We start from the raw sequence: 13,039 nt of genomic DNA on the forward strand, positions 1-13,039 counted from the left end.
CTACCGATCACTTAATCCCTACTCGTTCCGCGCGATTGCCGTCAGCTTGGTCATGTTCCGCAACAGGATGCGGCCGCGCTGGAGATCGAGGATCGCTTCCTTGCGCCAGGTCTGAAGCTGGCGGTTGACGCTCTCGCGGGCGGCGCCGACGAAGACGCCGAGTTGCTCCTGCGAGATGTGCACCTCCGAGCCGAAATCGGCGGCGAGCGCGCAGAGGCGCCGCGCGAGGCGAACCGGCAGCGGCTGGAGCATGGACTCTTCCATGCGCTCGCTCTGCCAGCGGATGCGCTGGCACAGCAGCGCGATGATCTTGATCCCGACCTTCGGCTCGCGTTCGAGGAAAGCGAGAAAGTCTTCGCGCCGCAGCACGAACAGTTCGCTGGCCTCGCCCGCGGTCGCGTCCGCAGTGCGGCTCTGGCCGTCCAGCACCGCAACCTCGCCGAACAGGTCGCCCGGCCCCATGAAGTTCAGCGTCAGGCGGCTGCCGTCGGAGGCGCCGGTTTCGATACGGACCTGGCCTCGGCGCACGCCGAACAGCGCATCGCCCGCGTCACCCTTCTGGAACAGCACCTCGCCGTTCCCCAGATGCTGGGTGTGGCAGAGATTCGACAGCCGCTGGAGCTCGTCTGCGCCGAGATCGGCGAACATCGCATTCATCTTGAGGATGACCGCAAATTCGGCCTGCTTGCTCATTTCAATGTCCTTGTGAATTTCATTGGCAAATCGCTTGGAACCATCAACATCAGGATCGCGTAAAACCGCGCCGGGGAAGTGTGCCATAAGTCACATAACTTTGCAGCACCCCCAGACTATTTTTACGCGCTTGGAGCCGCTTCCCCTCCGGGGATAAACTCAGGCGCAAAGGACGAGTGCAAATGACGGTCATCTGGCGGATTCGACGCCGATCGTCCGTCGCTGGAAAGTCGACATGAGAGCAGTGAAATTCGCCGGCGCGGCGGTGGCCGCAGTCGTCATCGTGATCGCACTCCTGCTGGTGGTCGGGATCCCCTCGGGCTTCCTGACCTCGACGATTGCCTCGCGGGTCGAGAGCGCGACCGGCTATCGCCTGTCGATCGACGGCACCACCAGAATCAGCCTGTGGCCGACGCTGAACGTGACACTGAACGACCTCACGCTTGCCGACCCCAAGGACCGCAGCGGCATCACGCGCCTGACCATCGACAGCGTGCAGGCCGACATGTCGCTCTCGAGCGTCTGGTCGGGCCGCCCGAAGATCAGCGAGCTCGTCGTCACCCATCCCGTGCTCTACCAGCCGCTGCTGCGTGAGCGCCTGCCGAATGCCGGCGGCACGGCGAAGCCGATCGCGCTCGATACCGATGGCGCCGCCATCGACCGCATCAAGGTCACCGATGGCGAGGTCGCATTCGCACGCGTGCGGGATCGCGTCGAGAGTCGCATCAGCACCATCAATGCCGATGCGATCGTCGGTCGCGACCGCAAGATCAACATCACCGGCACCGCACGGGTCGGCGAGCACCCGACCAAGTTCGACATCAAGGCGACCACGCCGGCGCCGCCAGCCGACCGGCCGACCATTCCGGTGGATTTCGCCATCGACATGCCGGACGTGCTGAAGTCTCGGCTCGCGGGGCGTGCCGAGATGCGGCTGAGCGGCGATGTCGTGATGATCAACGGCGTGAATGGCACGCTCGGCGATGGCGCGTTCAACGGGTGGGCCTCGGTCGATATCGCGAGCAAGCCTCTGGTCAAGGTCGATCTCGATTTCCAGCGGCTCATAATTCCGCTGGCGAAATCGCCGGAAGGCGCGTCCGGGCAGCCCTGGAGCGATGCGCCGATCGACGTGTCCGGGCTCAACTATGTCGATGCGCAAATCAGGATCTCCGCGCACGAGGCGGTGATCGGCGATGCGCGCCTCGCGCCGCTGGCGGTCGATGCAAAACTCGCCGGCGGCGTGCTGAAGGCCGGCAGCGCCAATCTCGGCGCCTATGGCGGCCAGGTCTCGGGCGAGGTGATCCTGGATGCGACCAGCGGCGCGCCGAGCTTTGCCATGCATTCCGACCTCGCCGGCGTGCGTGCGCTGCCGCTGCTGCAGGGCCTTGCCGAATTCGACCGGATCGACGGCAAGCTGCAGGCCAAGCTCGCGCTGCGCAGCGCCGGCACCAGCCAGCGCGCGCTGATGGCGAACATGCAGGGCACGGCCTTCGTCAATTTCCAGGACGGCGCCATTCGCGGCATCAACGTCGCACAGATGATCCGCTCGCTGACATCGGGCACGCTGTCCGGGTGGCAGGAAAACCGAGACAGCAGCCGGGAGCAGAGCACGGATTTGTCGCAGCTCTCGGCGTCCTTCCGTATCGACAAGGGCCAGGCGGTGACGACCGATCTCAATTTGACCGGACCGCTGGTCCGCGTGACCGGCGCCGGCACGATCGCACTCGACACCAAGATGATGGGCTTTCGCGTCGAGCCGAAGCTGGTGATGACAACCGAAGGCCAGGGCCGCGCCTCCGAACCAGTCGGCTTCGGCATCCCCGTGATGATCCAGGGCACCTGGTCGCAGCCGCGGATCTATCCCGACATGGCCGGCATGCTGGACAATCCGGACGCCGCCTATGCCAAGCTGCGCGAGATGGGCAAGGGGCTGTTCGGCGCTGACGGGGCCGGGCTCGGCAATATTTTGGGCAGCCTTGGCAGTAACCTTGGCAGTAACCTTGGCCTCGGAGGGACCGCCGCGCCGGGTGGCGGCAATGCGGCCGGCAATGCCAATCCGCAAACCCAGCAGCCGGGACAGAACAACCCGCTCGGCGGCCCCCTGGGCGAGGCGCTCGGCAATCTGATCCAGCAGGGGCTTTCCAGTGGCGCGGGAAACGGCACTGGGACTGGAACTGGCACCGGCCGCAGTCGCAGCCTGCCGGCAGCGCCATCCACACTGATGCAGCAAGCCACGCCAGCGTCCCCCGCTCTGGAGGACCCGCCGGCGGCGCAGCAGGACAGTCAGCCGATGAATGACGTGCTGCGGCAGCTCTTTAATCGATGATTGCAGGACCAAAGCGCTGGACTCCAAGCCCTCCTTGCCAAGCCCATCCCCTTACATCGGCTCGCCCGGCCCCGGCTTCCACCAAACGGATGAGACCGCGACAATTCACCATGCTTCCGCCTACCCCAGCGTCCACAGCGGGTAACCACACCGGCTGTTCGGCCGGCCCCTGACCAGTCCCTTCACAGTGCCTTGGACCAAATTGTGCTAGAAGGCTCGCAGGGTCCGTAGGGCCCGTAGCGCCGGCGCCGATGGCGGCGCGAGAGGATCGGGATGGCAGGAGCGAACGACAAGACACGGTTTCTGCGCGAGGGCCTGTTCGCCAAATACGTCGTCTCTCTCGTCGGCCTCGTCGTGTTCGTACTCGCCGTCAACGGCGCGATGGAGAGCTGGATCTCCTACCGCGCCACCAAGACACAGCTGACCGACGGTCTCGAGGACAAGGCGCAGGCTGCCGCGCGGCGGATCGAGCAGTCGATCTCCGAGCTCGAGCGCCAGATCAGCTGGGTGACGCGGGCGAGCCAGGACACGCTCGAAAAGCGCCGCGCCGACTACGCCCAGCTGCTGCACCAGGTCTCGGTCGTCAACCAGCTGTTCCAGCTCAACGGCGACGGCCGCGAGGTGCTGCGCGTCTCGCGCCAGTCGACCACGACCGGCAGCAATGCCGACCTCTCCCGCGACATGCGCTTCACTGACACCGTCGCCCGCGGCGTCAGCTACGCGCCGGCCTGGTTCTCCGACCGGACGCCGTTGATGTCGATCTCGGTGGCGCATTCCGGTTTCAACGCCGGCGTCACCGTGGCCGAGCTCGACCTCAGCTTTCTCTCCGAGTACCTCTCCGACGCCCAGGTCGGCAAGGCTGCCTTCGCCTATGTGGTCGATCCGCGCGGCCGCGTGCTGGCGACATCCTCGAAAGGACCCGAGGTCGGCAAGGACCTGTCGAAGCTGCCGCAGGTTGCCGCCGCGGTCGCGCCGGGCCACGGGCCCGACAGTTCGGGTACCGACTTCAACGGCCATGCGGTGATGAGCGCCGCGAGCACCGTGCCGAAGCTCGGCTGGAGCGTGATGTTCGAGCAGCCGACCACGCAGGCCCTGATGCCGATCCGCGACCAGCTGGTGCGCATCGCGCTGCTGATCGGCATGGGCCTGTTGGTCGCGATCCTCGCCGGCACGCTGCTCGCCCGCCGCATGATCATCCCGATCACGGCGCTGCGCGACGGCGCGTACAAGCTCGGCGAGGGCGATTTCAGTCATCGGATCGAGGTGCACACCGCGGACGAGCTGGAAGACCTCGCCGGCCAGTTCAACCGCATGGCCGGCCAGATCCAGGAGACCTATTCGGACCTGGAGACCAAGGTCGAGGAGCGCACCCGCGATCTCGCGCAGTCGATCAACGAGCTCAAGGTGCTGGAAGAGGTCGGCCGCGCGGTCGCCGCCTCGCTCGATCTCAACGCCGTGCTGCCGACGATCGCCGCGCGCGCGATCGAGATCACCCATGCCGACGCCGTGCTGATCTACGGCTATGACGCCGTGGCGCGCCGCTTCAATCTGGTCGAGGCCAACGGCATCGACAAATCCGCCGACGGCGCCCATGTCACCATCGACGAAGGCCAGGATATCCTGAGCGATGCGGCCGGGAGCGGCGAACCGATCGCGATTGCCGATCTCGACCAGGCCTCCGAGCAGCCGCTGCGCGACGTCGCGATCGATGCCGGCTTCCATTCGGTGCTGGTGGTGCCGCTGGTCGACCAGCAGGGCACGCTCGGCTCGCTGGTGGTGCTGCGCCGCGCCAGCGGCGAGTTCGCCGCCAGCATCATCGGCCTGATGCGCACCTTCGCCAACCAGGCCGTGCTGGCGATGCGCAATGCGCGGCTGTTCACCGAGGTCGACCACAAGGGCCGCGAGCTCGCCGCTGCGCACGAAACCGTGCAGCAGCAGGCGACAAAGCTCCAGGAACAGACCGAGCAGCTCCGCAACTGGAACAAGTCGCTGGAGGAGCGCGTGGAGACCCAGCTCGGCGAGATCGAGCGAATCCGCAAGCTCGAGCGATTCCTGGCGCCACAGGTGGCGCAGTTGATCGCCTCCTCCGACAGCCCCGAGGGGCTGCTCACCAGCCAGCGCCGCGAAGTGACCGTGGTGTTCTGCGATCTGCGCGGCTTCACCGCGTTCACGGAAGCGACCGAGCCGGAAGAGGCGATGAACGTGCTCCGCGAATATCACGCCGCGCTCGGCACGCTGATCTTCAAATATGAGGGGACGCTCGACAAATATGCCGGCGACGGCGTGATGATCCTGTTCAACGCGCCGATTCAATTCGAGGACCACACAAGGCGCGCCGTGAAGATGGCGGTGGAGATGCGCGACACCATCGGCCCGCTGACCGAGCGCTGGCGCAACCGCGGGCACAGTCTCGGCTTCGGCATCGGCATTGCGCTCGGCTATGCGACGCTCGGCCAGGTCGGCTTCGAGCAGCGGCTGGAATATGCCGCGATCGGCAGCGTCACCAACCTCGCCTCGCGCCTCTGCGGCGAGGCCCTGCCCAACCAGATCGTGGTCAGTCGCCGCGTCTACGGCATCGTCGAGCCCTGGGTCGAAGCCCGCGCGCTCGACGATCTCCAGCTCAAGGGCTTCAACCACCCCGTGCTCGCGATGGAGATTCTGTCGTGGCGCGAGGAGGTGGCGAACGTCGTGGATGCCGCGGCGGCAAGGCGGCGCGGGTAGCCAAAACAAAAATCGCGAAAACAACCCCATGCACAGTAGCCGGGGCGTGCAAGATCAATGACTTACGCGGGTACGGAATTGGGTGGAGGCGGTTTGACTCGTCGGGCAAAACACCGGCAGGATGGCATCATCCCCACGAACCACATCCCTCCTCCTCGCGACTAACCATCGCCTCAACGACGAGACCGAATCCGGATGGAGACGACCTGTGGCGTTTGCCTTGCCTTCGCGTGCGTATGATTTGCAGATGCTGGACCGTCCCGTCGATCGCGAACGCGATCATGGTTGGGTCTACGGCCTGCCGCCGGGCATCACGAGCGAGCAATGGCCGCTCGATCCCGTCACCGGTTTTCCGCTGATGCACGGTTTTACACTTCTGCTGCCGGAGGATTATCGCGTGCACGGCGAGGATATCGTCGCGGTGTCGTTCTTCGCTACCGCGCCAGATCACAATGACGGCGGCGCGCCCGACGACCCCGAGATTCGCGAGGCCGTGCTGGCGCGACCGGCGCATCCGCGGCTTTCGCGCATGACCGACATCCTCGACTATGAATATGCCGCGCTGCTGCTGACCAGGAGCGAGTACGAGGGCCCGTTCGCGATGCCGCCGGCACCACTTGCGCTTGCGGCGGCGGATCGGCCGCGCTGGCTCGATGTCGGCGGCGCCAGTGCCTTCTTCGAATCCGCCCCGCCCTTCGCGCAGAAGATGTTCGCCGGCCCTCCGGGGGCCGATCTGGCGGAGAACCTCGCGATCAGCTTGATGCCGCGCGCGACCGATCCCAACGCTGGCAAGGCCCCGCAGGACCCGCACTTCCCGCGCAACCCGCCGAGCGAGTATCAGTCCTACTACTACTTTGTCGGCGGCGTCCCGAGCACCGAGAATTTCCGCTCGCACGACTGGGGCAAGGACCACGCCCACAACCATCTCGGCGGCACCATGCGGCCCTGCCAGGCGGTGCCGGAGATGAGCCCGTTCTACATCGAGTTCGAGGAATATTTCGGCGGCTACAATTTCGGCACCGGCAACGCACAGCTCGACTTCAAGGACATGAAGTTCGAGTGGGCGTGCGGATGATCATGCCCCGCGCTTCGGCCCAATCGCCTCGAAGCCGGCCTTCTGCTCGTCGCTCAGATCCGCCTCGAAATCGTCGAGCGCGTCACTGATGCCGTTCACGGCTTGCAGCATCGTCTCCAGCCGCGCCTTCACGGCGGTGAGACGGGCCTGCGGTGTCAGTGCTGCCTTTGACTGGCAGGCGCTCAGCGTTTCCATGGTGCGCAGCGTGGTGTCCTGAAGCACGTCGAGGCGCGCGCGGGCGGTGTCGTCGAGCTTGAGCGAGGAGGCGATCTCGGCCGCGGGCCATTGCTGCTGCACGAGCTGCTCGTATTGGCGCTGCACTTTCTCGTCGTAGCGAGGATCGCTGTCCGCCTGGCAGACCGATGCCACCTGGGGATTCTTTTGCTGGACCGCTGCAAGCGCGGCGCGACGGTCCTTGCCCAGGCCGTCGAGCTTTGCCTTCTGGTCGTCGTCGAGGAGACCTTCGAATTTTGCGAGCGGCAATGCGACGGCGTCCGTTGCCTTGATCATGGCCTCGATTCGCTCGCGCATCAGGCCGAGGCGCTCCATGGCCGTCGCAGGGACCTGCGTTGGACAGGCGGCGCGGATGGTGTCGCGCGCGGAGAGCCAGGCGCTCGCGAGCTCGTCGAGCGCGACGCGCTGCAATTCATTCGGCTGCACGGCAGCGGCGATGCGATCGACCGGCAGGCCGCCGGTGTCGCTGGCATCGCAGACATTCTCCGCGGCCGGAGCTCGCCGTCCACGTCTGCCTTGCGGCGCGGTGTAGGCGGCAAGCTCCGTTGCCGCATAGGGCGCGAAGATCGCGGCATAGATGTCGCCATAGCCGTAGAGCGAGAGGCTGGTCGCGTCGCCGAGGATGATCGCGGTGGTGAGGTCGTCATGCGCGAACGGCCAGAACACCGGGCCGACCCAGCCGTAGCTGCCGTCGGGGTGGCGCCACCAGCCCTGCGGACGGCGGCCGCCATGCCAGCCCGCCAGCGCAGCTTGCGCCGTCATCGCCGCACGCAGCATGTAAGGATTGGCCGGCTGCCCCCGTTCGACACCGCGAGGATCTTGACGAGGATCTTGCGACCTCAGCGCTGCGGAGCGGTATCGGCCGCCCCGCACCGCCATGCGGGCATGGCGCAAGCGCGACATGCCGATCACGTGGCCGACGGCAAAGCGCGCAACACCGAGCGGGCCGCCGCGCAAACCGAACTGCGCCTCGGCGCGACTTGGCAATAGCACCGCCAGAATCACGAGGGCCGCGCCGGTCAGCGCCAGCCCTAGCCTCGGTCCCACGCGTGATCTCGACATGACCACTGACCTGTCCACCTTGGCCCTCCTCCGGCGCCAAGCGCGCATCGCGTCGCATCACATTGACGCGCGGCGGAACCAAATGTTCCGGAAGCACACAGGGCAAAGCGTCGCAACGCGCACCGGCAGAGCCGATGCGGCGTCACTCCGCCTTCTGCGGCAGCACAAAGGTCTGGCCGGGATAGATCAAATTGGGATTGTGGATCTTGTCGCGGTTGGCGTTGTAGATCACGGCAAAGCGGGCACCGTCGCCGTAAGCGAGCCGGCTGAGCGCCCACAGGCTGTCGCCGCGGGAAATCACCCGGCTGCCGCCTGTTTCCGCCGGTGCACCGCTGACGACGTCCGCCGGCGAGGCCGCTGCAACGGTCGTGGCCGCGGGAGCCCGCGCCATGACCCCTGACCCGCTCTTCGGCTTCGGAGCGCCCATCTGCCGGGGCCGGTCGGGCATGGAGGCAACACGCGGCGACGGCAGCGATGCCACGACATCCGATTTGTCGCCGGGCTTCTCGGCCTTCGCCTCTTGTCTCACCTCTTGCCTCGCGGCCGGTGCAGGGCGCGCGGGCGGCGGCGCGGCTTCGGCGATCGTCACCGGCATGCTGCGGCCGGATTGCGTGACGGTGCCGTCAGGCGATTTCGCCCGCAGGGTCAGCTCATAGGAACCGGCAGGAAGCTGCGGCGGCGTCATCACGAACTGGCCCGACGCATCCGCCACCACCGTGTCGAGCGGCTTGCCGTCGCGCAGCAGCTCGACCTTGGCGCCTGGCGTAGCCTGGCCCGCGATCACTGCCGCCTCGCCGTGGTCGTCGACCCGCGCGACGTCGAAACGGGGGCCGGCATCCGCAACCGCCGGCGGCGGCTTGACCGGTGCAAGATCGGCAAGCGCGGCCGTGACCTGCCTCTGCGTCTCGGCCAGCGCACCCGTCTTCGTCTCAGGGGCGGGGGACGCGGCTGGCGCCGGCGGCGCGCTCGCGGCAAGCTTGGGCTCTTCCGGCTTGAGCTCCGGTTTGGGTTCGACCTTGGCCTCGACCTTGGCCTCGAACTTGGGTTCGACCTTGGGTTCGACCTTGGGGTCGACCTTGGGCTCCGGCTTGGCGGCGATGTCGGTCTTCGCCCCGTTCGGCAGCAAGCGGCGCAGCTCGGTGGGGCCGATCACCAGCACGGTGCCGCCCACCGCGAGCAAGCAGAATGCAACGAAGGCCTTGGATGCGGTCACCATCAGAAACGAACCTTGATCTGGAAGAACCTTGATCTGGAAGAACCTTGCAAATCAGCCTGAGGCGGCAAGTTGCGCCGTTTTGGCCACGGCAGCAAGACGGTCGATAGGATGATGAGCCGGCACGCCGGGGATGAACCGGCGCACCCCCGCCGGCGTCAAATGATCGGGGCCGCATCGCGGCATTTTTCTTGAGGAATTTTCCCGTGAACGCATTTTGCCGTCCCGCACAATGGCTGGTGTTAGGGCTCGCGCTTGTCCCGACGCTGGCCGCAACTCCGGGGCGCGCCGCTTCCGGCCCGCCGCCGGGTTACATCCTCACCGACAATGCCGATCTCGCCTTCACCTCGCCCGACGGCGCCACCAGGATCGAGCAGTACATGAAGGACAGCGGAGATTTCGACGTCAAATGGCAGGCCTGGGCGAGGCGTGGCGACCAGATGACGGAGCTGAAGCCCGAGCAGGGCTACGGGGCCGGCTTCCGCTTCACCCCCGACTCGCAATGGCTGGTGCGGATGCAGAAGACCGGCTCCGGCGAGCAGGACCTCTATCTCTACCGTGTCGAGAAGGGCGCCTTCGTCAGCGCGACGAAGACCTCGTTCAGCGATCTGGCCTGGGCCTATTTCCACAGCCGGCCGGACACCAGGAAGATGAAGCTCGACTACCACATCTCGGCCAATCTCGTGAAAGGCACCGAAGAGGCCTATCGCGGACTTGGCGTGCACTGGCCGGACAACCGTTACCTCGTGATCTCGTTGTCGGGCGAAATGGACAAGCATCCGAAGAACGTCGCCGTGAAAGGGCTGGCCGACTGGCGCTGCCGCTATGATCTCAAGACCGGAACCTTCGACGTGCCGGCGATGTTCGCAAAGGCAAATGCGGAAGCGCTGAGATGGGAGATCCGCCGGTGAACGCACCGGCCTCGTCGGGAACCATCTCCCTGATTTTGTTTCGATTCATGTTTTCGTAACCCTCGCTGGTAACGGGCTCTTGTCGGTTTTGCTGCATCTTGCATCCCACGGGAGGGCTGCATGGGCACATCGATCCGGTGGAGCGCGCGCATGCGCGCGTTGCTGCGCCATTGGCGCGGCGCGCCGCTGACGTGGCTGATCGTCGGCGGCTTCGTGCTGATGGCCGCAATGGCTATCGGCACCGCGCTCACCGTCGACCGCTTCCGGCAGAATGCGATCGAAAGCGGCCGCGACAGCCTGGAGAACGCGGTCCGGTTGCTCGCCCGGCATTTCGACCGCGAGTTCGAAGACTTTGCGGTGCTGCAGAAGAGCATCATCGCCGAGCTCGAAAGCCACGGCATCGAATCCGCCGACGTCTTCCGCAGTGAGATGGCCACGCTCGCCGTGCACGAGGTGCTGCGCACCAAAGCCAGCGGCTGGTCGGATGTCGCCGGCGCCAACGTGTTCGATGCCAAGGGCGTCCTGATCAACTCGTCGCGGCGCTGGCCGGTCGCCGACATTTCGGTGTCCGACCGCGGCTACTTCAATCGCATCAAGAACGATCCGGCTTCGCAGGAGGAGGTCGAGGTCGTGCCCGGACGGTTGGGCAGCGGACCGGCGATCGTGTTCGCGCGCCGCGTCTCCGGCCCCCACGGCGAATTCCTTGGGCTGGTCACACGCGCGATCGCGCCGGACCAGCTCGAATCCTTCTTCGCCTCGAGCGGGCTCGGCGAGGAATCCTCGATCGCGATGCATAACCAGAACGGCCAGCTGCTCGCGCGCGTTCCGCATGCCGACACGATGATCGGGCAGAATTTCCGCAACGGCACGCGCGAGCAGATGGCGGTGTTCGAGCGCACCTTCGTCACGACGCAGCTCGCAAGCCCGATGGACGGCAAAGACCGCATCGTCGCCTCGCGCATGCTGACCGGCGAGCCGCTGGTCGTGGTCGCGACCAAATCGCTGGACGCGACGCTGGCGACCTGGCACACGCAAACCAAATTCTTCGTCGCTGTCGCCGTGCTGTCGATCGGCCTGCTCGTGCTCACGCTGTTTCTGATCTTCCGCCAGGTGACGCGCCGGCTCTCGGTGGAGAAGCAGCGGCTCGACACCGCGATGAACACCATGACGCAGGGCCTCCTGATGTTCGACCAGGACCAGCGACTGATCGTCTGCAATCGCCGCTACGTCGAGATGTACGGGCTATCGGCCGATGTGGTGAAGCCCGGCGCCTATTTCCGCGACGTGATACAGCATCGCCACGATACCGGCTCGTTCCACGGCGACGTCGATTCCTATTGCGACGGCATTCTAGGCAATTCCGGGCAGACGCAGAGCGCGATCGTCGAGACCGCGGACGGACGGCTGATCGAGATCAAGAACCAGCCCGGCGCCGCCGGCGGCTGGCTCGCGACCCATGACGACGTCACAGAGCGCATCCGCTCCGACGAGCGCATCGCGCACATGGCGCATTACGACGCGCTGACCGACCTGCCCAACCGCGTGCTGATGCGCGGCCATCTGGAACGGCGCGTCGCGGAGCTCAGCCAGGGCAAGCCGTTCGCGATCCTCTATATCGACGTCGACGAGTTCAAGGGCGTCAACGATTCGCATGGACACGAGGTCGGCGACGAGCTGCTGCGCCAGGTCGCGAACCGCCTGCGCGCCTGCGTCGGCGGCAACGACATGGTCGCACGGCTAGGCGGCGACGAATTCGCCATCATCAAGGCCGGCAGCAGCGATGAGGCCGAGCTGGCGGCCCTCGCCGAGCAGATCCTGAAGGCGCTGCGCGCGCCCGTGAACTGCAACGGCCAGGAAATCCCGACCGATGCCAGCATCGGCATCGCGATCGCGCCCGACCACGGCGACAATCTCGACGATCTGCTCAAGCGCGCGGATCTTGCGATGTATGCGGCGAAGTCCGAGGGCCGCCGCACCTTTCGCGTCTTCGCGCCCGAATACGACGCCAAGGCGCGGCTGCGCCGCCAGCTCGAGCTCGATCTGCGGCAGGCATTGGCCCGCGGCGAGTTCGAGGTGTACTACCAGCCGCTGGTCGATCTCGCGGCCAATGTCGTCACCGGCTGCGAGGCGCTGCTGCGCTGGCATCATCCGGAGCGCGGCATGGTCTCGCCCGCCGACTTCATCCCGGTTGCGGAAGAGACCGGATTGATCGGCGAGATCGGCGAATGGGTGCTGAGGCAGGCCTGCACCGAGGCCGCCTCCTGGCCCGGCGACATCCACATCGCGGTCAACGTCTCTCCGGTGCAGTTCCGCTCGCGGACGCTGGCGCTGAAGGTCGCCGCCGCGCTCGCCGAGTCGGGTCTCGCGCCCGGACGGCTCGAGCTCGAGATCACCGAGACCGTCCTGATCCGCGACGACCAGGAGGCGCTGACGATCCTGCAGCAGCTGCGCGAGCTCGGCGTGCGCATCGCGCTCGACGATTTCGGCACCGGCTATTCGTCGCTGAGCTACCTGCACCGCTTCCCGTTCGACAAGATCAAGATCGACCGCAGCTTCATCAGCGACATCGGCCAGTCCGAGGATTCCTCGCCGATCGTGCAAGCGGTGGTGCACATGGCCGCCGCCCGCCACATGGCAACGACCGCGGAAGGCGTCGAGACCGAAGCCCAGCGCGAGGTGCTGCGTCGGCTCGGATGCAGCCAGATGCAGGGCTGGCTGTTCAGCCCGGCCGTGCCGCCGGCGAAACTGAAGCAGCTCTTGTCGGCACAGGCAGTGGCGGCTTAGCGGCGCACGGTCCTCCCCGC

At 66.3% G+C, this 13,039-nt stretch carries 8 protein-coding genes; 5 read left to right on the forward strand and 3 right to left on the reverse strand.

Translation table 11 applies throughout. The features are described 5' to 3' along the window. Window positions 1-18: 18 nt before the first annotated feature. The gene (locus tag JQ591_RS31945) at window positions 19-693 is read right to left on the reverse strand and encodes a Crp/Fnr family transcriptional regulator (RefSeq protein WP_211399940.1); all 675 of its coding nucleotides are present in this window, start codon (window positions 691-693) and stop codon (window positions 19-21) included. Between the two features lie 235 nt (window positions 694-928). Here JQ591_RS31945 and JQ591_RS31950 point away from each other — a divergent pair, with 235 nt between their 5' ends. From JQ591_RS31950 to JQ591_RS31960, 3 genes are all read left to right on the forward strand, one after another. Then, entirely contained in the window at window positions 929-3,019 is a 2,091-nt protein-coding gene (locus JQ591_RS31950; protein ID WP_211399941.1) for an AsmA family protein, read from the forward strand. Between the two features lie 273 nt (window positions 3,020-3,292). Beyond that, window positions 3,293-5,740: an adenylate/guanylate cyclase domain-containing protein gene (locus JQ591_RS31955; protein ID WP_211399942.1), complete on the forward strand. Its 2,448-nt coding sequence runs from the start codon at window positions 3,293-3,295 to the stop codon at window positions 5,738-5,740. Between the two features lie 247 nt (window positions 5,741-5,987). Then, window positions 5,988-6,815 carry a hypothetical protein gene (locus JQ591_RS31960; protein ID WP_249137942.1) on the forward strand — a complete coding sequence of 276 codons (828 nt, stop codon included), beginning with the start codon at window positions 5,988-5,990 and terminating at the stop codon, window positions 6,813-6,815. On the opposite strand, the gene JQ591_RS31965 is transcribed toward JQ591_RS31960, so the two are convergent. Together JQ591_RS31965 and JQ591_RS31970 are read right to left on the reverse strand one after the other, a co-directional pair. Beyond that, window positions 6,816-8,111 (reverse strand): Spy/CpxP family protein refolding chaperone, encoded by a 1,296-nt coding sequence (locus tag JQ591_RS31965; protein ID WP_211399944.1) that lies wholly within the window; start codon window positions 8,109-8,111, stop codon window positions 6,816-6,818. Between the two features lie 142 nt (window positions 8,112-8,253). Continuing rightward, window positions 8,254-9,327, reverse strand: a complete 1,074-nt coding sequence (locus JQ591_RS31970) for a LysM peptidoglycan-binding domain-containing protein (RefSeq protein ID WP_211399945.1) — start codon at window positions 9,325-9,327, stop codon at window positions 8,254-8,256. Window positions 9,328-9,530: 203 nt separating this feature from the next. Here JQ591_RS31970 and JQ591_RS31975 point away from each other — a divergent pair, with 203 nt between their 5' ends. Together JQ591_RS31975 and JQ591_RS31980 are read left to right on the forward strand one after the other, a co-directional pair. Then, window positions 9,531-10,235 carry a hypothetical protein gene (locus tag JQ591_RS31975; protein WP_211399946.1) on the forward strand — a complete coding sequence of 235 codons (705 nt, stop codon included), beginning with the start codon at window positions 9,531-9,533 and terminating at the stop codon, window positions 10,233-10,235. Window positions 10,236-10,355: 120 nt separating this feature from the next. After that, on the forward strand, window positions 10,356-13,019 hold the full coding sequence (locus JQ591_RS31980; protein ID WP_211399947.1) for a bifunctional diguanylate cyclase/phosphodiesterase: 2,664 nt from the start codon (window positions 10,356-10,358) through the stop codon (window positions 13,017-13,019). Window positions 13,020-13,039: the final 20 nt, after the last annotated feature.

This window comes from Bradyrhizobium canariense (genome assembly GCF_018130465.1).
Taxonomy (GTDB): Bacteria; Pseudomonadota; Alphaproteobacteria; order Rhizobiales; family Xanthobacteraceae; genus Bradyrhizobium; species Bradyrhizobium canariense_C.

Excerpts from the sequence above, each read along its gene's own strand:
- JQ591_RS31945 (WP_211399940.1), bottom strand. The coding sequence starts at position 693 with ATGAGCAAGCAGGCCGAATTTGCGGTCATCCTCAAGATGAATGCGATG.
- JQ591_RS31950 (WP_211399941.1), top strand. The coding sequence starts at position 929 with ATGAGAGCAGTGAAATTCGCCGGCGCGGCGGTGGCCGCAGTCGTCATC.
- JQ591_RS31955 (WP_211399942.1), top strand. The coding sequence starts at position 3,293 with ATGGCAGGAGCGAACGACAAGACACGGTTTCTGCGCGAGGGCCTGTTC.
- JQ591_RS31960 (WP_249137942.1), top strand. The coding sequence starts at position 5,988 with ATGCTGGACCGTCCCGTCGATCGCGAACGCGATCATGGTTGGGTCTAC.
- JQ591_RS31965 (WP_211399944.1), bottom strand. The coding sequence starts at position 8,111 with ATGTCGAGATCACGCGTGGGACCGAGGCTAGGGCTGGCGCTGACCGGC.
- JQ591_RS31970 (WP_211399945.1), bottom strand. The coding sequence starts at position 9,327 with ATGGTGACCGCATCCAAGGCCTTCGTTGCATTCTGCTTGCTCGCGGTG.
- JQ591_RS31980 (WP_211399947.1), top strand. The coding sequence starts at position 10,356 with ATGGGCACATCGATCCGGTGGAGCGCGCGCATGCGCGCGTTGCTGCGC.